Source organism: Flaviflexus sp. (genome assembly GCF_052087705.1).
Taxonomy (GTDB): domain Bacteria; phylum Actinomycetota; class Actinomycetes; order Actinomycetales; family Actinomycetaceae; genus Flaviflexus; species Flaviflexus ciconiae.
The window spans coordinates 101717-118722 of sequence record NZ_JBQCYC010000007.1 but is presented as its reverse complement, the minus strand read 5'-3'; the positions used below and the strand labels follow the sequence as shown (position 1 = coordinate 118722).

At 59.3% G+C, this 17006-nt stretch carries 24 protein-coding genes and 2 pseudogenes; 7 read left to right on the top strand and 19 right to left on the bottom strand.

Translation table 11 applies throughout. From position 1 onward, the window contains the following. The first annotated feature begins 281 nt into the window (after positions 1–281). Positions 282–542 (top strand): hypothetical protein, encoded by a 261-nt coding sequence (locus tag ACTHUY_RS05590; protein ID WP_206501687.1) that lies wholly within the window; start codon positions 282–284, stop codon positions 540–542. A 125-nt stretch (positions 543–667) separates the two neighbouring features. On the opposite strand, the gene ACTHUY_RS05585 is transcribed toward ACTHUY_RS05590, so the two are convergent. The 6 genes from ACTHUY_RS05585 to ACTHUY_RS05560 form a co-directional block, all read right to left on the bottom strand. Further along, positions 668–916, bottom strand: a complete 249-nt coding sequence (locus ACTHUY_RS05585; RefSeq protein WP_441678045.1) for a type II toxin-antitoxin system PemK/MazF family toxin — start codon at positions 914–916, stop codon at positions 668–670. 99 nt (positions 917–1015) lie between these two features. After that, positions 1016–1246 (bottom strand): toxin-antitoxin system protein, encoded by a 231-nt coding sequence (locus tag ACTHUY_RS05580; RefSeq protein WP_441678043.1) that lies wholly within the window; start codon positions 1244–1246, stop codon positions 1016–1018. A gap of 326 nt (positions 1247–1572) precedes the next feature. Beyond that, the gene (locus tag ACTHUY_RS05575; protein ID WP_441678042.1) at positions 1573–1830 is read right to left on the bottom strand and encodes a type II toxin-antitoxin system RelE family toxin; all 258 of its coding nucleotides are present in this window, start codon (positions 1828–1830) and stop codon (positions 1573–1575) included. Between the two features lie 9 nt (positions 1831–1839). Continuing rightward, on the bottom strand, positions 1840–2085 hold the full coding sequence (locus tag ACTHUY_RS05570) for a type II toxin-antitoxin system prevent-host-death family antitoxin (protein ID WP_441678040.1): 246 nt from the start codon (positions 2083–2085) through the stop codon (positions 1840–1842). A gap of 179 nt (positions 2086–2264) precedes the next feature. Beyond that, positions 2265–2663, bottom strand: coding sequence for a sensor histidine kinase (locus tag ACTHUY_RS05565; protein ID WP_441678056.1), 399 nt, complete (start codon positions 2661–2663; stop codon positions 2265–2267). After that, the gene (locus ACTHUY_RS05560) at positions 2656–3048 is read right to left on the bottom strand and encodes a hypothetical protein (protein WP_441678038.1); all 393 of its coding nucleotides are present in this window, start codon (positions 3046–3048) and stop codon (positions 2656–2658) included. The genes ACTHUY_RS05565 and ACTHUY_RS05560 overlap by 8 nt, the downstream gene beginning before the upstream one ends. A gap of 383 nt (positions 3049–3431) precedes the next feature. Here ACTHUY_RS05560 and ACTHUY_RS05555 point away from each other — a divergent pair. The 3 genes and pseudogenes from ACTHUY_RS05555 to ACTHUY_RS05545 all read left to right on the top strand — a co-directional run. Beyond that, positions 3432–3488: pseudogene (locus ACTHUY_RS05555) on the top strand (hypothetical protein); the annotation flags it as partial. Positions 3489–3628: 140 nt separating this feature from the next. Beyond that, positions 3629–4102, top strand: coding sequence for an MmyB family transcriptional regulator (locus tag ACTHUY_RS05550; RefSeq protein WP_441678054.1), 474 nt, complete (start codon positions 3629–3631; stop codon positions 4100–4102). 91 nt (positions 4103–4193) lie between these two features. Continuing rightward, positions 4194–4562, top strand: coding sequence for a cyclophilin-like fold protein (locus tag ACTHUY_RS05545; RefSeq protein WP_441678036.1), 369 nt, complete (start codon positions 4194–4196; stop codon positions 4560–4562). 82 nt (positions 4563–4644) lie between these two features. On the opposite strand, the gene ACTHUY_RS05540 is transcribed toward ACTHUY_RS05545, so the two are convergent. The 9 genes and pseudogenes from ACTHUY_RS05540 to ACTHUY_RS05500 all read right to left on the bottom strand — a co-directional run. Beyond that, entirely contained in the window at positions 4645–4908 is a 264-nt protein-coding gene (locus ACTHUY_RS05540) for a HepT-like ribonuclease domain-containing protein (RefSeq protein WP_441678034.1), read from the bottom strand. An 86-nt stretch (positions 4909–4994) separates the two neighbouring features. Continuing rightward, positions 4995–5153 carry a hypothetical protein gene (locus ACTHUY_RS05535; protein WP_441678058.1) on the bottom strand — a complete coding sequence of 53 codons (159 nt, stop codon included), beginning with the start codon at positions 5151–5153 and terminating at the stop codon, positions 4995–4997. Next, positions 5080–5418 (bottom strand): helix-turn-helix domain-containing protein, encoded by a 339-nt coding sequence (locus ACTHUY_RS05530; protein WP_441678032.1) that lies wholly within the window; start codon positions 5416–5418, stop codon positions 5080–5082. Before ACTHUY_RS05530 ends, ACTHUY_RS05535 begins: the two co-directional genes overlap by 74 nt. A gap of 748 nt (positions 5419–6166) precedes the next feature. Further along, complete coding sequence (locus ACTHUY_RS05525) at positions 6167–6955, bottom strand: AraC family transcriptional regulator (RefSeq protein WP_441678031.1); 789 nt, start codon at positions 6953–6955, stop codon at positions 6167–6169. A 750-nt stretch (positions 6956–7705) separates the two neighbouring features. After that, positions 7706–7960: a HigA family addiction module antitoxin gene (locus ACTHUY_RS05520; protein ID WP_441678052.1), complete on the bottom strand. Its 255-nt coding sequence runs from the start codon at positions 7958–7960 to the stop codon at positions 7706–7708. A gap of 203 nt (positions 7961–8163) precedes the next feature. Continuing rightward, positions 8164–8643: a type II toxin-antitoxin system prevent-host-death family antitoxin gene (locus tag ACTHUY_RS05515; protein WP_441678029.1), complete on the bottom strand. Its 480-nt coding sequence runs from the start codon at positions 8641–8643 to the stop codon at positions 8164–8166. Between the two features lie 217 nt (positions 8644–8860). Then, positions 8861–9064 (bottom strand): HepT-like ribonuclease domain-containing protein, encoded by a 204-nt coding sequence (locus ACTHUY_RS05510; RefSeq protein WP_441678028.1) that lies wholly within the window; start codon positions 9062–9064, stop codon positions 8861–8863. Positions 9065–9216: 152 nt separating this feature from the next. Then, positions 9217–9546 (bottom strand): nucleotidyltransferase family protein, encoded by a 330-nt coding sequence (locus ACTHUY_RS05505; RefSeq protein ID WP_441678027.1) that lies wholly within the window; start codon positions 9544–9546, stop codon positions 9217–9219. A 135-nt stretch (positions 9547–9681) separates the two neighbouring features. Further along, positions 9682–9817, bottom strand: a pseudogene (locus tag ACTHUY_RS05500) (IS3 family transposase); the annotation flags it as partial. Between the two features lie 266 nt (positions 9818–10083). On the opposite strand from ACTHUY_RS05500, the gene ACTHUY_RS05495 reads away from it, so the two are divergent. Both ACTHUY_RS05495 and ACTHUY_RS05490 read left to right on the top strand, forming a co-directional pair. Then, positions 10084–10641, top strand: a complete 558-nt coding sequence (locus tag ACTHUY_RS05495) for a winged helix-turn-helix domain-containing protein (protein WP_013161556.1) — start codon at positions 10084–10086, stop codon at positions 10639–10641. Continuing rightward, on the top strand, positions 10638–11510 hold the full coding sequence (locus ACTHUY_RS05490) for a M23 family metallopeptidase (RefSeq protein WP_441678024.1): 873 nt from the start codon (positions 10638–10640) through the stop codon (positions 11508–11510). Before ACTHUY_RS05495 ends, ACTHUY_RS05490 begins: the two co-directional genes overlap by 4 nt. Positions 11511–11615: 105 nt before the next feature. Here the strand turns inward: ACTHUY_RS05490 and ACTHUY_RS05485 are convergent, their stop codons facing one another. From ACTHUY_RS05485 to ACTHUY_RS05475, 3 genes are all read right to left on the bottom strand, one after another. Continuing rightward, the gene (locus ACTHUY_RS05485) at positions 11616–12134 is read right to left on the bottom strand and encodes a hypothetical protein (protein WP_013161559.1); all 519 of its coding nucleotides are present in this window, start codon (positions 12132–12134) and stop codon (positions 11616–11618) included. Between the two features lie 34 nt (positions 12135–12168). Then, positions 12169–13248, bottom strand: coding sequence for a redox-regulated ATPase YchF (ychF, locus tag ACTHUY_RS05480; protein ID WP_441678022.1), 1080 nt, complete (start codon positions 13246–13248; stop codon positions 12169–12171). Between the two features lie 131 nt (positions 13249–13379). Continuing rightward, positions 13380–14351, bottom strand: a complete 972-nt coding sequence (locus ACTHUY_RS05475; RefSeq protein WP_441678020.1) for a hypothetical protein — start codon at positions 14349–14351, stop codon at positions 13380–13382. A 142-nt stretch (positions 14352–14493) separates the two neighbouring features. On the opposite strand from ACTHUY_RS05475, the gene ACTHUY_RS05470 reads away from it, so the two are divergent. Next, entirely contained in the window at positions 14494–15702 is a 1209-nt protein-coding gene (locus ACTHUY_RS05470; protein ID WP_441678018.1) for a DNA recombination protein RmuC, read from the top strand. A 183-nt stretch (positions 15703–15885) separates the two neighbouring features. Here ACTHUY_RS05470 and ACTHUY_RS05465 read toward each other — a convergent pair whose 3' ends face one another. Then, on the bottom strand, positions 15886–16923 hold the full coding sequence (locus tag ACTHUY_RS05465) for a 4-hydroxy-3-methylbut-2-enyl diphosphate reductase (protein ID WP_441678050.1): 1038 nt from the start codon (positions 16921–16923) through the stop codon (positions 15886–15888). Between the last annotated feature and the right edge of the window lie 83 nt (positions 16924–17006).

The window sequence follows — 17006 nt, the reverse complement described above, 5'->3', positions numbered from 1 at the left end:
GTCACCATCATGTCCTTTCATCGGTGACCCGTACACAATCTATTTGACACCCCCTCAAGATCCATGGAATATCAACAAAAGATCGAGATGCTGGGAACCGCTCCCCAACCACCGCAGGCCATGCACACCCAGGTCACAACCTCCCAGCCAAAGAGCTCTATAGCGCCTCACGCAGATCGAGCTGTCTCCGCGCTTACGGACTTGATGCAGGTCAATGACTCCTATGGGAGGAGCTCATATTCTCAGAGTGTTAAACAGCCCCAACGATCATGGAGATAGAAATGCCTGCCCTTGACGAAGCAACCAAGCTTGCACCACTTATTGAGCGCGTTCACGGCGCGAACCACCCCGAGCTCACACGGGTCCGTGAACTAACCGAAGCCATTGCAGGCGCCGAGAGCCCCTCTGACAAAGACGCCTTCTTTGCGGAGCTTCGCACGGTCACCAACAATTACACGGTTCCCGCCGATGGTTGCGAGGCATACCAGGGCACGTACGCCTCACTCAAGGCAGCCGACCAAGAAAACACGAGAGCTCTCTAGTTTCGGCCGCTAGCAATACTGGCGCCTACCTGGCGGTCAAACACCAGGTAGGCGCCATCTACTTAACTGGCAATCCAGCACAATCAGCAAGCAGTTCGGGCTTTATCGAACCGCCTCCACATTTCTTACCGTGAGAACTGCGGCAACGCAGTGAAGTCACGTAGCCACATGTCAACCTCTCGCATCACCGCGACATCGATCATCACGGCAACACCTGTCAGTCGTTCCCGAGCAATGGTCCGCGGCTGCTCCGTCATGGCATACATATCGCTGGGCAGTTTCAGATCCTTCCCAGCGAGCTTCACGTGGTTCGACCACCCTCGGTCACGCGTCGTGCACGGAAGAGTGACGGCAAGGGTGTCTGTCTGCTTCACATAGAGCTCGCTCGCAACCACGAGGACGGGCCGGCGACCAGGTTGCTCTCTCCCCGACCCGGATCGAGATCCACCCAGGCAACCGTGCCTTGGCGAAGTTCAGTTTTCATCTGCCGCAGGCTCTAAGGCAATGTCCCATGCCGAAAACTCATCCCAGTACTCAGCGTCGGCACCTTTAAACGCTTGCCCAAATGCTTCCATGCGGCAATTCCGTTCATATGCATCAAGCAGCTTCTCAATAAGGCTTGCGGCAGTCAGACCCCGCTCTTTAACATCACGATTGATGCGATCCCTCAGCTCCGTTGAGACTTTGATGGTTGTCATACTCATGCACTCGAGCATGCCAAGACGTATACCGCCATTGTGACGACGAGCCCTCAATCGCCACACATGAGAAGTATCGGCACTCGACACGTTTCCCAGCACGGGGCTCGCAGTCTCCAGCGAGCCCCATAGGATCCGCAGTGAAGCAGTTCAATAGTTCCAGCCGGTCACGAGACCTCAGGGACCAGACAAAATTGTGCAACGTTTCCAAACAAGGCTCACCTGAATAATCCACCTCGATCAACTGGGCGCAATAAAACCCCGAACGCAATGCTCGACAGAGCGCATTGTCATGGCCGTGCCGCCTAGCAACACAACCTCGCGCATCTCCTCTAGCGGTAGACTTCGCGACGCTGTCCAACTCGAAGAACTAGCACCACCAACTCTCCATCATTCAGCAGGTAGATCACTCGGTAGTCCCCCACGCGCATTCGCAGTTCACCGTTGCCACCCTTGAGTTGAATACATCCAGGAGCCCGCGGTTCCTCAGCGAGCTTTCCGATGGCCACCAGCAACCACCTGGCAACATTCCGGTCCAGTTTACGAATCGTCTTAGCGGCCGACGGAGCGTAGATAATCTCGTACGGCATTGTTAAATGTCAGTCGTCAAGGCTCCGAAGAAGTTCTTCGTGCGAGATCCGATCCTCTTCGCGCCGCGCTTGCGTAGCAGCCTCTATATCTGCCTGGTCCTCAAGTGCCCGCACAGCACGATCATAAAAGTCGGGAGAAACCACCACGGCGCGACGACTCGCACCACGAGAAGTAATCTCAATGGGTTCACGCTGGGCCGCTGCAATATAGTCGCTTTGGCGGTTACGAAACTGGGAGAGGGTCACGGAAGTCATGCCACAGTTGTACAACTTGTACTAGTTGCTCACAAGAGTCTTCTCTACTCGTGCGTCAGCTGACGACTACATATCGCACTGGGCTCCACCCAACATAAGAACTCGGTATGGCAACGGCTTCAGAACGTCATACTGGTATGTCATTGTCATGAACCATATAGATCCGGTATGCACGGCATCTACTCGCTTCCCACTTCTTCGTTCGGGTCTTCTACGTAGGGAAGGCTGATGGCGACTGTTACGCCCGGCCCTGGCTGATTGTTACGGATTTCAATCTGGCCTCGCATGGCAGCAACAATGTTCTTTGCGACTGCTAGTCCCAGCCCTCCTGAGGGGTGGGGGTCGTTGGAAGCCCTCCCAAATCTTTTTTGTACGACAGAGAAGTCTTCTTCGGGGATTCCCCGGCCGCGGTCGATGACCTCGAGTGCCACCCGTCGTTCATGACCATCGCTGTGGTAGGCGGTCCGTACTGTGATGACGTTGTTTTCCGCCGGCTTGTCCGGGGCATGCAGCACAGCATCAACAGCATTTTCAATGATTTCGTCAATGGTTTGTCGCAGGCGTGCCTGGTCAACCACGACATGGGTGCCTTTTGGGGGAAGCATCAAGTTCAATGACGACGGGAAGCTCGCGTTCTTCCATGCGTTCGCGCCAGTCGATGAGAGCATCGTGGGCGATCATGGTGGAGTCCATTGCCACGCCCTGCCCGATGTAGTCACCCCGGCTCACCCGGGCAATCACCGCAAGGTTGTCGACCATGTCGCGCAGGTGCTGGATTTCCCCAAGGAGCTTCCCACTATCGCCCTTGGACCACTCACCGGTCTGCCCTGGTCCTTCGAGCCCGCCTTGGATCATGGCAAGGGGTGTGCGGAGAGCGAACGTGATGTCTTCGTTGAAGCGTTTCTCGTCGTCGAGTTTCTCATCGGCTTTGTCGAGGAGCTTGTTGGCGCTCTTCGCGAGCACCTCGTACTCTTCCGTTCCTTCTTCAGGTAGCCGTAGGTTCGGTGAATGCAGGGCTTGTTTGCTTCTTCGGCGAACCGGGTCGTGTGCCCAAGGATGCGGCCGGATGCCCAGTAGGCGACAACACCAACGGCGATGAGTACCGCTACCGCGATGGCGAGCAGGACAAGTAGCTCTGTGTTGAGCCGATCTTCAGCATCCCGGTGGACGTAGACAAGTGCAATGGCACCGGTTTCATCGGGGTGGGCTACCTCAATGGAATACCAGCTGTACTTGCCGTGGACCGGGTCAACAGTCTCACCTGATGTACCCGGGGCCCTAATCCTCTGTTTCGTGCTCTCGTCTAGTTCGGCGTAGCTCGGCTCCTTTTCACCCCCTTGGTCGGGGTGAGCGTGGAGTACTACACCAAACTCGAACGCGGCATCATCAGCGGTGCCTCCCCAGAGGTGCTTGACTCGCTCGCCAAAGCACTCCAGCTCGACGAGGCGGAACGCGCTCACCTGTTTGATCTTGCCCAAGCGGCAAGTCCCGTCGCGAGGCCCCGCGCAGGCGCCCCGCGAAGCACTGGACACCGCACCCAGGCCTGCAGTGGGCTCTCGATGCTGTTACTGCTGGCCCAGCATTCGTCCGTAACGGCCGCATGGATCTCCTTGCCGTCAATCCTCTTGCTCGCGCCTTCTACTCGGCGCTGTGGGACATGCCAGGGCAGCCGCCCAACATTGCCAGGCACGCTTTCCTCGACGAGCGCGCCCAGGTCTTCTATCCCGACTGGGCCGATATCACCGTCGCTATTCTCCACACCGAAGCGGCCCGCGACCCACACAACAAAGAACTACACGACCTCATCGGCGAGCTCTCCACTGGCAGCGACGAGTTCCGTCGCCGCTGGAGCGCACACAGCGTCCGCCACCATGGCTCCGGCTTTAAGACCTTCAAACCTCCGGTTGTTGGCGACATGACCCGCGCCTACGAGGGGATGCAGATGGAGGCAGAGCCGGGCCTGACAATCACCATTTACACCGCCGAACCTGGCTCACCATCGGCAGAAGTAATGTAGCTACTGGCGTCCTGGGCCGCCACGGAACAGGACACTGCAACGTGGGATCCGGAAGCCACACGCACCGACAGCCTATGAGGAGCAAGAAACCATGGCCGAGACACCGATCAAGATCACCATTGGCGAAGACCAGGTCGAGGGGATGCTTGCAGACAACCCCGCCGCGCGCGGTCTCATCTCTCAACTTCCGTTAACACTGACGTTCTCCGACTACGGCGGTCAGGAGATAGTCGCCACCGCACCTGAGGGGCTGACGATGGAGGGAATGCTTGGCGGCGAGAGTGCGCCTGCCGGCACGATCGGTTACTACGCACCCCAGCAAGCAATAGTTCTCTACTACACCGACGTCCCACGTTTCCCCGGGATTATACGTCTCGGCAGTTTCGGCGGCGAGGTCTCGCTACTCTCGGGATGGCGCGAGCCGCGTCCTGTCACGATCGACGTCTTAAGCGCTCCATAAAATGCTCCATCAGGATCTCATCCGAATGGATTGGCGAGATACGATTATCGTCAGCCATCGCAACCAGAATATTCCTCTCCCATCAATTTCCACTTCGCCCCTTGGCCAACACTGACTGGATGTATTTCTGAATGGTCGGCAGGTCTACAACCATGGTGTCCCAGACCGCCTCATGGTCCGTGGCTCCGTAACGATGACCTACCCCGGCACTCATTCGTTTTATGAGAAACCACGGCACATTCGGATGCGCTTCCAACACTTCACTACTCAGCCGGGCCACATTATCTCCGATTTTGATGATCAGTGACTCCGCGGCAAGCCCCGGAACATTCGATACGTCATTCACATACCAATCGTGACCGCGGGAGACGAGTTCAGCACCGACCTGGCAGAGACGAACTATTTCCCGTAGCGCATATTCATCTCGATCTCTCATATTGCAACAGCCGTAGCGAGTATCTCGTGACCCTCGGGCAGGCCACCGTCAGAAACCACGTCCACCTCAACACCCAGCAGTTCACTGGCCTCTTCCGCGAACGCAGCAAGTGTCAGCAAGCCGATGCCATCGGCTCTGGTAATCAATAGATCCAAGTCGCTTCCCGGACTGTCGGCCCCCCCGAGCAGTTGAACCAAATATCCGGAGGTTACTGAGCCCAAATCGGTTGGCAAGCAACTCGAGTTCATCGTGATGAGAAGCCAGTACCTCACTCGGACGTGGTCGGGCTGCGGCACGCAGCCTCTCGATCATGTCGGCAGAAGCTCGTCGCCGCCCAGTTTCATAAGCTGCGATATTCGGCTGAGCGACGCCAGAACGCAATGACAATTCAACTTGACTGAGGCCAGCAGCCTCACGCAATTCACGAACCTCGTTACTCTTGACAGAAACATATCACGCGATATACACCAGCTGGCCAGAGGTTTTATTGAACGTCAAGCCGGCACTGATCCGCATTCACGCAGGCACCTGCCGCGAAACCTGTCAGAACAATGACGCCGGGTTCAGCGAGAAATACGTAGCTCTTCCATCAGGCCATTGAAGAGAATACAAGGACCCTTGCGAGCCTCCGCCACCCCGGATATCACCCTGATCCTCCAGCGCCTGAACATCGAGGGCGAAGAACTTGGGCGCCGCGATAACCGCGCGACGGCCAGCCCCGTGCGACGTCATCTCGACAGGGCCTCGCTACGCAACAGCGATATAGTCGCTCTGGTTACTACGGAGCTGGGACAAGCTTACGGAAGCCACACACCATGAGTAAGTCTTGTAAACTTTTGCACTGAAGCGGTCACCGAACAAGACGCACCCACCAATAGTTAAGCCGCGACATGGACGTTGAATTGGAACTCCATCAGCTGCCGGTAGTTATGCCCACGTCGGTGAACACACAACCAGTACCAGAACACCCACGCGTGGCAGTAGCATCTCGGAGGATGACAGAGCCACCTTGATCAACCGAACCTGCGCATCGCGACAAGTAGGCCGGTGACATGCGTGCCTTACGAGCGCTCGATCGGGAACCAAAGGTCACACGTGGCCGTACTGAGGTCCTCAGCACGCTCGAGAACAGCCACGATCGAATGGCCCGGCCGCAGTCGCCACGGGTTCAATGGCCCGGCCGCAGTCGCCACGGGTTCGACGGGAACCACTCAGTCGCGGACGTCGCGTGGGCCGCTTGGAGCGCAGCGGGATGCTCACCGGAGGTGCGGAAAACGACCCACGATCCCTCCTCTACCTCGATCGCATCAAGGTCATCTGGCACGTGCGAGCCAGCATTGACTGCGACACCGTGCAGGTATGTCAGTTCACTTCCCTCCGCGTAGTCAGGATCGACATCGGCACTCACCTGCAATAGACCTGCGGGCTCAGTATCACTGAGTTGCTTGAGGCGCTCGTGCTCAGTGGCAGGCAAGGAAGCGATGTGCTGTTGTATCCGGGGATTTACACCTTCGTGGATTAGCGGCACGCGCACAGCGTGACCAACCAGGAGGAAGGCGGGCTTTTCGACGATTCCGGCGTCCATTGGAATACTCCCTTCGATGGTCAGGTGGAACCTGATTTGCGGATAGTTACGAAGAGGGCCGCCGTTTCGACGAACCACGCCATGGCTCACGCCATGCACGGAGCGGAACGCTCGACCGAACGCCTCGGTTGATCCGTATCCATAGCGTACGGAGATCGTGAGAAAGTCGTCGTCACCGACCACGTCGGCAGCAGCGACTGTCATGCGCCGACGACGCACGTATTCTGACAACGGGATGCCAGCAAGTGACGCAAACATGCGACGAGTGTGATAGCTCGTCATTCCCATTGTCGACGCAAACGTTTCAATGTCGACGTCTTCTCCGATGCGCTCCTCGATCACATCGATGAGTCGGTTCAGGATTTCAATCAAGGTTGCTCCCTTCGCTTACCATCCTTCACTGTGCAGGAGTTCCGTGCATGATTACTCCGGTCATTTTCGATCGGATCCGCCACCCCATCCACTCAGAGAATTGGGGTGCAGAGTCAGCAATTAGACTCCTTGCGGTTCGGGATGTAAGAGGTGGTCGGCACTATACGCGGAGGCGGAGTTCGTCGCCTGATCACACCTAACGCGCGGACAGGCGGATACTGCTTCGCTTCGCGAACCACACCCACCAACTCAGGATCACGTTGCACAAACTTGTCGATCCTGCCAAGCGGTTGGCCGATGAAGAAGTGGAAAGCGGCCTCGATCGCGCTGAGCACGTCGCCGAGCCGGGTGCGAAGCTTGTGATCGCACTCGTAGAGAGCCACAACATGCGAGAGAGACACCCGCCGTTCGCGCCGCGTCGGCCTGGGTCAGGTCGAGTTCGACACGTCGATCACTTCGCTTACTCATGACACAAACAAACTGAGTACTCAGCAAGCAGTCAATAAATAAGTACCTGCGCGGCCTCAACGAATGGACCTCCCGACCTGACGATCAAGCGGGAATCTGCCCTCGATCGATTTTCGACACACAACTATCGCGGGGTGGTCAATTCATTCGTCTCGATGTGCGTCAAATCCGCGCCCCACGGCCAGTGATCATCGAACGACTCCAGCTAAAACAGCAAACACAGCCGGTGCATCATCTGACCGTTCTCGTCAGCACGGGCAACAACACCGATCATGACGGACGTCATTCAACTTCCAGCGGCGTGATCGTAACGATCTGCTCCCCCGCGAGATCTTCCGCGCATTCCAACTCGTAGCGGCTCTGCAGGTTCATCCAGAACTCCGCGGAAGTTCCAAAGTACTTCGAAAGGCGCAACGCAGTGTCTGCCGTGATGCCCCGCTTGCCGTGCACAATCTCGTTGATCTGACGCGGAGGCACACCGATCGACACGGCGAGCTTGTTCTGAGTGATCCCGAAGCCCTTGATGAAGTCCTCCATCAGGACCTCTCCCGGATGGATCGGGGGAATCTTGTCCGTGGCGGTCACCGATCTCTACCTCCCTGGTCCAGCATCGGCCCACACGAAGCAGACCGGCCACTTGCCATTTACGCTGATACTATGTTGCCCGGCCCGAGTACTGCCTGACCTTCGCCGAAACGCGCTCGAGCGTAACCGGCTGACCTCTCGGTGATGGCCGATCTTCAGCACAGGACGACAAGCCCATCATCTTGAATTTCATAGACGATCCGATAGTCACAGGCACGAATACGAAGCTCGCCGTCACCAACGCTCAGTCGCAGGCTTCCCGCCGGACGGGGATCCTCGGCAAGGCCTTGGGTGGCTACCTTCAGGCGTACGGCAACCTTGGGCTGAAGGGCGCGAAAGGCCCTCGCGGCTCCCCGCGTGATAACGATGCGATAGGTCACGTCAGCGTCGAAGCAGAGATCCAGATCTTCCATCAGGTCCTCGAACGGAATGCGTGGTTCCTTGCGCGCTTCCGCCGCCGCACGGATGTCAGCCTGATCCTCTAGCGTTTGCACAGCGCGGTCGAAGAACTCGGGCGACACGACAACAGCGCGGCGGCCAGTCCCACGCGACGTAATCTCGACGGGCTCGCGCTGCGCAACGGCGATGTAGTCACTCTGGTTGTTGCGGAACTGGGACAAGGTCACGGAAGTCATGCATCAAGAGTGCAACTTGTACAAGTTGTACTCTTGCAGGCTCCGAATAGCACGCACCCACCAATGGTAGAGCCGCGAACTACACGTTGAAGCGGAACTCGGGAATCGCCACATCACGCATCTTGCCTCCCCTTCGTAACCAGCACAGATGGTGACCGAAAGCACCAGATGCTACAGATCAGCACCTTCGGAACTCTCGAGGAACCCGGCAGCAAGGTCACGAATTTGCACCCGATGCCAGTCCGTCCTGATATCGTTCCAGCACGTCGATGAGCGGTGGAAGGTGTAGCTCGACCACTTCCCGGACGACGGAGATGTCGACGCCGAAGTGCTGGTGGACGAGAATGTTCCGGAAGCCGCGGATCTGTACCCAAGGGATCTCGGGGTGCGCCTCGGTGATCTCCGCGGGCAGATGATTCACCGCTTCTCAGATGATCTGCAGGTTCCGCTCGATCGCGTCCTCAGCCATGTCGACGATGTCTCGAGCGTCCGAGTCCCCAACTGCGGCGATGTAGCGATATCACCGTCGAACGGCATCCATAATGTCGACGATCCGTTGCTCAGTGCTCCGACTCATAGCGGAATCGCGTCGTCCAGCGCGGTCTGCGAGACCGAGTCCTTCAGCAACTGCACCGGGAAGACGTCGAGGCCGGAGCGACCGAACAGCGCACGGCTCTCCTCCATGAGTCCCGATGCCCGCATGAGGAGATTCCCGTCGTCGGGGTCCATCTCGACCAGGATATCGATGTCGCTGTCGGCATCGGCGGTGCCGCGGGCCACGGAGCCGAAGAGTCTCGGGCGCGATGCGCCATACTTCGTCAGCAACTCCTCGAACTCCGCCCGGCGCATCTCGATGAGCTCGCGCAGGGCGAGCGTCTCCGGAGTCGCCGCAGCATCCGTCATGGGTCAATGATACCGAGAGACTCCCTAATCACCAGGTCAGATATTGAAGCGGAACTCCACCGCGTTCCGATGGATAGAACCATCTGGGTGCACATCGGCGCGACGGGACCAATGAACGGGCAAGCGCAGCTGGGTCTAGGCCACTAGGTTGAGGCTCGGGTTCATGAGGGGCTCGTACTCGATGGGCCAACCGACCCAGGCGGGCCCGCCGGCGGCGTCGGTAGGTCCGCTCGATCCAGGTGATGATCGCGGTTCGCAGCTCTTCACGAGTTTCCCCGCCGCCCGCAAGGCCGACCCGACAGACCCCCTGTGGATCACCGCCATGACCCAGGCCAGCAATGCGCGGGAGCGAAATCCCGGTCAAGCACTGCCTACGAGAACGTCCTCGCCCTTCATGCCCGCCCTGGGGCGCAGAGGGACCTTCGCACGTTGAAGCGGACTCCACCGAAATCCGTCACCCAGAGGTCGCCTACTCGCCCCCGCGGCAGGTCCGTAGTGCGATTTTACAGTATTCCGTAATTCTGGAACTATGTATCCATGACGACACCGGACGCACCTGACTCACTGGCCAGTCGAGTAGCTGCACTCGAGAAGCGGATGGTCGCGGTCGAGGCACACGCCACCCCCGCCGCTGGTGACACTGGAAATACGAACGGCGCGCAAGGCAGTTCACCAAGCACACAAGATCACCTCTGGGCCCTTCGCGGCCTGAAGCAGTACGAGGATGACAGCGAGGGCGGCACCGTCATGCTCGTGGGCTCCGTCGAGCTTCCGGGCAGCGGCCCCGTCTCCTGGCAGATCGGAGCGCACGCCGACGAGCTCCTTTCCGACGAGTGGGACACGGTCACTGCTGTGCTGGACGCACTGGCGCACCCCATCCGCCTGCGCATCCTCAAAGAGGTGCTCACCGGGGAGAACAGCACCGCACGCGAACTTGCAGAACTGGAGTCCATGGGGTCGACCGGGCAGGTCTATCACCACCTTCGCGCCCTCACCTCGGCCGGGTGGTTGAGGCCGGGCTCCGGGGGCAGACACACGGTGCCGGCCGAACGAGTCGTCCCCCTGCTCACCACCCTTCTGGGGGCGCGCCGATGATGCGCATGCTCAAGGCGGCTTCCCCCTGGCTCCTTCGAGCCTTCGTCCTGCTCGTGGCGCTGAGCGTCGTCATCGAGGTCCCCGTGTGGCTCGTGTTCGCGCCGCTGGGCCTGGCGATCGCAGTCCCTTCTCCACGTGCAGACGACGAGTCTCCCCAGACCATGCATGCTCCCGTGACGGGCCGCTGGGTCGCCATCAACAGCCCGGCGACGAAGGTCCCCAGCCACGGCGTTCGCACGCTCGGTCAGGCATTCGCAGTCGACATCCTGCAGGCATCAGACTCTCCCCGCGAAAGCGCCCCCGGCTGGCAATGGAGACAGGCCGAGCCCCAGGAGTTCCCAAGCTTCGGGGAGCCTGTCCTGGCAGCGGGCTCCGGCACCGTGATCGCTGCCCATGACGGCAAGCGTGACCATCGCGCCCGGAACACCTGGCCCGGCCTGATCTACATGATGTCGCTCGAGGCCTTCGGTCGAGAGTTGGCCGGGCACCGCTCCATCATCGGCAATCACGTGATCCTCGACCATAGCGACGGCACGTTCAGCATGTACGCCCACCTCAAGCACGGATCTGCAGCCGTGTGCGTCGGGCAGAAAGTCCGGGCCGGCGATGTCCTGGGAGCGGTCGGGAACACCGGGAATACCAGCGAACCCCATCTCCACTTCCAGCTGATGGACCGGCCCCAAGCGGCCATGGCCGCCGGCCTGCCGTTCCGGTGGTCCCCGCTCACGATCGAGCCGGATCCCGATCCCCACTGGGCTCCGAAGAAACCTGTCGCAGAGACGGTCGAGGGTCTCCCCGCGACAGGGCAGATCTTCCGCACCCCGGAGTCCGGCGTCATGCCCCAACCCAAGCGCGAGGCCAGTTGTTGACGCGAACACTCCCCCATGCCGCCCGACCAGCTCGCGCCCAACAGCTCTGACCAGCTCTTCTACAAATTGAATCTCCATTCGACCTCATTGCGTTGGGAATAGGCGTCACAGATCGATCGCAACGAAGCCTGGGTCACGCCGCCACTGAGGCCCGGTCGGAGCTGGCGGACGTTGCCTCGCGAGCAGCCGCTCCCCCACGGCGCGGAGTGTCTCGTCATAGGACGCCGCTTGGAAGGTGAATTCCAAGGGGTCCCCGATGGCGTCGTACGGCTCATCACTGAGGCTGTCATCCCATCCGAACTCGCTCCATCGCACCACTGACCCGGATCGTTCGATGTTGACCGTCAGCGCCCCACAGCCCAGGTCGCCGCACTCGCGACACACGTACAGCTCCACCCGGCCACCAGGAAGACTGTCCTGTAGCCCTAGGGACAAGGACGCTATCCAGCCAATCCCGGCTTCCAGATCCCATCCAGACCGCAACGGAGTGGAAGTCCACCCCAGCAAATCTTCACCGATCGAAGCGCGCAGGGATGAGCCGTTCACGACGAGGTCGAGATACTGGGAACGAGGCCGATTCCCGTCCAGCGGCAGCGTCGACTCGACGAAGTTCAGATGGTCCACGAGACAACGATAGGCATCTGAAATCCCTAGTCAACTAATTATTGAAGCGGAATTCCACCACGTCGCCGTCTTGCATAACGTATTCCTTGCCCTCCATGCGGACCTTACCTGCAGCCTTGGCTTCCTGCATGGATCCGAGCTCGACGAGATCGTCGTAGGACACGATTTCGGCCTTGATGAAGCCTCGTTCGAAGTCGGTGTGGATAACGCCTGCGGCCTGAGGAGCGGTCCAGCCCTTCTTGATGGTCCAGGCCCTGGTCTCTTTCTCGCCTGCCGTCAGGTAGGTCTGAAGGCCAAGGGTTTCGAAGCCGACGCGGGCCAGCTTGTCGAGACCGGCTTCTTCCTGGCCGGTTTCTTCGAGCATTTCTGCTGCTTCCTCTTCTGAAAGTTCAACAAGCTCGGACTCGAACTTCGCATCGAGGAAGATCGCTTCGGCGGGGGCAACCAGATCGCTGAGATCCTTCTGCATCTTCTCATCAGCCAGACCTTCATCGTCGGTGTTGAAGACGTAAATGAAGGGCTTAGCTGTCATGAGCTGGAAGCTCTTGATGATCTCGGGATCAAAACGGTCCATGACCGAGTTGATGGTCTTGCCCTCTTCAAGAAACTTGAGGGCCTCCTGGGCGGTGTCCAGGTACTCCTTCGGGGTCTTCTTGCCCTTAACTTCTTTGTCGAGGCGAGGGATCTGCTTCTCCAGCGTCTGCATGTCCGCAAGCAGGAGCTCGGTCGTGATGGTCTCGATGTCAGAGGCCGGATCGACCTTGCCATCGACGTGAGTGACATCGGGGTCGGAGAAGGCGCGGGTCACCTGGCAGATAGCATCCGCTTCGCGAATGTTTGCGAGGAACTGGTTGCCGAGGCCTTCACCTTCGGATGCTCCGCGGACGATGCCGGCAATGTCAACGAAGGAGACGGTGGCAGGAATGATCTTACGAGCATTGAAGATCTCGGAAAGAACATTGAGTCGCGGGTCCGGGAGCGGAACGACTCCCACGTTGGGCTCGATCGTCGCGAACGGGTAGTTCGCCGCGAGAACGGTCGCGCGAGTCAGCGCGTTGAACAGGGTCGACTTGCCGACATTAGGGAGACCGGCGATTCCAATTGTTAGTGCCACGGTTGACCATTCTAGTAGATGAGACGCTTCCTCACCGTAGCGGTCCCGTCACACATCCCACAGTCGTAGCCAAAGCAGGCCCTTCCGGCGACCCAGCCCGTTACTTGCTCCGAGCTACGACCGGTCTTTGTCTAAGACCTGTCATGTGGATAGTGCTGGGTACCTTGCGGGGGATGGTAGTTCGCAGTGTGTTCCTGACCCGGGTGGCGCTGACCTGGGCTCCCCTGCGCAGTTTGCTCGTGAACACCGAATCGAGGATCGGCATTCGGATCGTACCGGTGGTAGTTGAGTGCCGCCTGACTGTTCGGGACAACCTGGTAGGAGGCAACGTGGCTGTACGGGATCGTTGTGCTCGTGCCGGTCATCAGTGCTTTGAGGCGACCTATTCCCCAGAGAACGTAGCCTGCGATAAGGAAACCGGCAAGGAGCATGAGGACCGTCTGGAGGAAATCGGAGCTGGCGGGGTTGAGGAAGTTGTACATGGGGCCACCGCCACCTTCGCGTTCAGCATCCCACCAGTAGACAGCGAGGTAGGGAAGGATAAGCGCGGCCCACAGGAACGGAGTGGCCGGATGAAGTTTCTCTTGGTTCCGGCCCAGAAACACCCAGTCGATGGCGACCAGGATGGGAACAAGGAGATGTGCAAAGAGCCCTCGAAGATCCGGGTAGGTGCCATCAAGTAGGGCCGCGAAGATGATGCCGGTCATGACGGACATGAGGACCGCGAGGCCCCGGAACCACCCGTAGTTGCCCTCGGTCTTTCTTCTCAAGGAGCCCGGCAAGATAACCCTTAGAACCGACAGCCCGTAGGCAAGGGCAACGATCACCACCGAGAATGTGGTGAAGTAGATGGCCTGATCAAACGCGGATTCCCACGAGCCTCCCCCACGGTTGTAGGCATTGTGCACCATCGCGTAGGCAGACCACCCCGCCATGCCAGCAATGACGATCCGCAGGATCAGCGTCATGCCAAAGATCGGAGGCGAGGTCGGAACATGGATTGAATCGAACTCGGAAACCGGCGCAGCAAGCGCAACGGGCCGGTCTTCCTGACCAAACGAGGGCACGTCCCTCGGGTCCTGATGGGTATTGCTGTGCGACATGCTTCTTCCTTCCCGCCTGCCAGCGTACCCACCTTGACGCCATACAACCCAGCGAATTCACTCTGCACCACCGCACTAACGGCGCGCTCCTTTCGGAGTTTTGCTCGCGGTTCTGCCCGGTGGCTTTGGCACAGTTGGGTGCATGGAGATCTCGGTTCCCCTTCTACTTGTTCTGATCCTCGTCGTTCTCGCGCTCGGGGTTTGGCTTGGCTACCTTATTGGCGCTGCCCGTACATCCTTGCGTTCGGCCGATGATCGGGTGACGATTGCCCAGCTCACCGCACGTGCCGAGCGGCTCGAGGAGGAGAACAACGGCCTGATTGACAGGGCGGGCCGCGACCAGAACCTTCTCCAGGCCTTCTCCCCTATCTCTGCACGGCTGGCCGACATGTCAACCAAGGTGGGGCAACTCGAGAAAGCTCAGGTTGCTGCTGCAAGTAGGCTTGGCCAGCAACTCAGCACAACCAGCGAGGCCTCCAAAGATCTGCTCAACGTCACCTCATCACTCCGGAGCGCTCTGACATCGACGAGCGCACGCGGCGTGTGGGGTGAGGCCGAGCTCGAGCGGATCGTCTCCTCAGCCGGGATGCTCCCGCACGTCCACTTTGATACACAGGCCTCTATCGAATCTAACGGCACCCGCCAGCGTCCCGACATGCTGATCTATCTCCCGGGCGATGGCACGATTGCGGTCGACGCGAAGGTACCCCTTAGCGCTTACCTCAGGGCAGCGGAGCTTTCCGACGATGATCCTGCGGAACGCGAGGAACGCAAACGACTACTCCAGGATCATGCGAAGGCGGTTCGTGCCCACGTTCTTGCTCTTTCCAAGCGGGACTACCCCAGCCAGTTTGAGCATTCCCCAAAGATTACGATCATGTTTATGCCTACCGAGTCGCTACTATCGGAAGCGGTTCATGCGAATCCGAATCTTTTAGATGAGGCGGCACGCCTTGGCATTGCACTCACCTCACCCTCGTCGCTCCTGGCACTGCTACGTTCTGTCGCCGCCACCTGGTCATCATCTCGGGTGACCGAGGAAGCTTCCGAGGTTCTCGCTCTCGGCAAGGACCTCGTGAACCGGCTCGGTGACCTGAACAAGCACCTGAGTACGCTCGGCACAAACCTTTCCCGAACGGTCACCGCCTACAACCGGTCTATCGGCACACTTGAGAGCAGGCTTCTGGTCACGGCACGGAACTTCGAGTCGCTCCCCTCCGACCATCTCGAGGTTTCGCAGCTCGATAAGGACTCCGATCAGATCAGGTTAATCACCCGCAGTGAACTCCTTGGTGACGATGACCTCGGTGATGATCGGCACGAGCCGTTCGACCACCGTGCGGGTGCCTGAGCCAGTGCAAAGTATCGAGCCCTCAACCTTTGAATGCAGAGGCTAGAAGGCGCTCAATCATGTGCTCAGCACAGCACCGAGCCCCGCGTCGATCTACGATCTGTGCGTGGTTCACCAGCGCCTTGGCAGAACACTGGACCCGTGCCCGATGACGTGCTCGGGTACTAACCCCGGGCAGGGTCGCTATTTGCGGCGGGAGGGACGCGGCTTCTTGGGCCGGTCTACTTCGTAGCCCGCGGCCTTGAGATCGGCACGCAGATTCTTCGGCAACGTGAAGAAGACGTCCTCGGTTGCGGTCTTGAAAGTCTCAACATCGGTGAAGCCATTCTCGGCGAGCAGTTCGAGAACCTCGCGGACGAGGATCTCGGGAACTGAAGCACCCGACGTGAGGCCAACATTGGAGGCGCCTTCCAGCCAGGCGAGGTCAACCTGCTCGGCCTTGTCGACGCGGTAGGCGGCACCGGCTCCGGCTTCGAGGGCTACCTCGACGAGACGAACGGAGTTTGAGGAGTTGGCGGAGCCAACGACGATGACAACATCGGCATTGGGGCTGAGTTCCTTGACGGCTCCCTGCCGGTTCTGGGTTGCGTAGCAAATGTCATCCGACGGCGGGTCCTGGAGGTTCGGGAATTTCTTGCGAAGCAGGTTCACCGTCTCCATCGTCTCGTCGACAGACAATGTGGTCTGGGACAGCCAGATCACCCTGTCTGGATCTCTCACCTCAACAGCGTCGACATCTTCCGGCCCGTTGACAACCTGGATGTGGTCGGGAGCCTCTCCCTGCGTACCTTCAACTTCTTCGTGACCGTCGTGGCCGATCAGGAGAATGTCATAGTCGGAGTTCGCAAAACGGACCGCTTCCTTGTGAACCTTGGTGACCAGCGGGCACGTGGCATCGATCGTGTCGAGCTGACGCACGGCCGCTTCGGCGTGTACGGCTGGCGAGACACCGTGGGCCGAGAAGACGACGCGCGCACCTTCGGGCACCTCATCGGTTTCCGTCACGAAGATCGCACCGCGCTTGCTCAGGGTTTCGACAACAAACTTGTTGTGGACGATCTCCTTGCGCACATAGACCGGGGCCCCGTACAGCTCGAGTGCCTTCTCGACAGCGTCAACCGCTCTGTCAACACCGGCGCAATATCCACGTGGGGCAGCAAGCAGAACCTTCTTGCCCTCCGCATTGGGCGTCGAGGGAACATCGCCGGGGAATGCGGAGATCCCGGCAAGCGACGTTGGATTAGTGGAGGTGCTCACCCATCCAGGGTACGCGAGCATGTGACCTTCGGCCATGATCTTCGCCA

What these genes read in the sequence shown, in the direction of transcription:
- ACTHUY_RS05590 (WP_206501687.1), top strand. Translation starts at nt 282, where the DNA reads ATGCCTGCCCTTGACGAAGCAACCAAGCTTGCACCACTTATTGAGCGC.
- ACTHUY_RS05580 (WP_441678043.1), bottom strand. Translation starts at nt 1,246, where the DNA reads ATGAGTATGACAACCATCAAAGTCTCAACGGAGCTGAGGGATCGCATC.
- ACTHUY_RS05575 (WP_441678042.1), bottom strand. Translation starts at nt 1,830, where the DNA reads ATGCCGTACGAGATTATCTACGCTCCGTCGGCCGCTAAGACGATTCGT.
- ACTHUY_RS05570 (WP_441678040.1), bottom strand. Translation starts at nt 2,085, where the DNA reads ATGACTTCCGTGACCCTCTCCCAGTTTCGTAACCGCCAAAGCGACTAT.
- ACTHUY_RS05545 (WP_441678036.1), top strand. Translation starts at nt 4,194, where the DNA reads ATGGCCGAGACACCGATCAAGATCACCATTGGCGAAGACCAGGTCGAG.
- ACTHUY_RS05520 (WP_441678052.1), bottom strand. Translation starts at nt 7,960, where the DNA reads ATGGAGGACTTCATCAAGGGCTTCGGGATCACTCAGAACAAGCTCGCC.
- ACTHUY_RS05515 (WP_441678029.1), bottom strand. Translation starts at nt 8,643, where the DNA reads ATGACTTCCGTGACCTTGTCCCAGTTCCGCAACAACCAGAGTGACTAC.
- ACTHUY_RS05505 (WP_441678027.1), bottom strand. Translation starts at nt 9,546, where the DNA reads ATGACGGATGCTGCGGCGACTCCGGAGACGCTCGCCCTGCGCGAGCTC.
- ACTHUY_RS05495 (WP_013161556.1), top strand. Translation starts at nt 10,084, where the DNA reads ATGACGACACCGGACGCACCTGACTCACTGGCCAGTCGAGTAGCTGCA.
- ACTHUY_RS05490 (WP_441678024.1), top strand. Translation starts at nt 10,638, where the DNA reads ATGATGCGCATGCTCAAGGCGGCTTCCCCCTGGCTCCTTCGAGCCTTC.
- ACTHUY_RS05475 (WP_441678020.1), bottom strand. Translation starts at nt 14,351, where the DNA reads ATGTCGCACAGCAATACCCATCAGGACCCGAGGGACGTGCCCTCGTTT.
- ACTHUY_RS05470 (WP_441678018.1), top strand. Translation starts at nt 14,494, where the DNA reads ATGGAGATCTCGGTTCCCCTTCTACTTGTTCTGATCCTCGTCGTTCTC.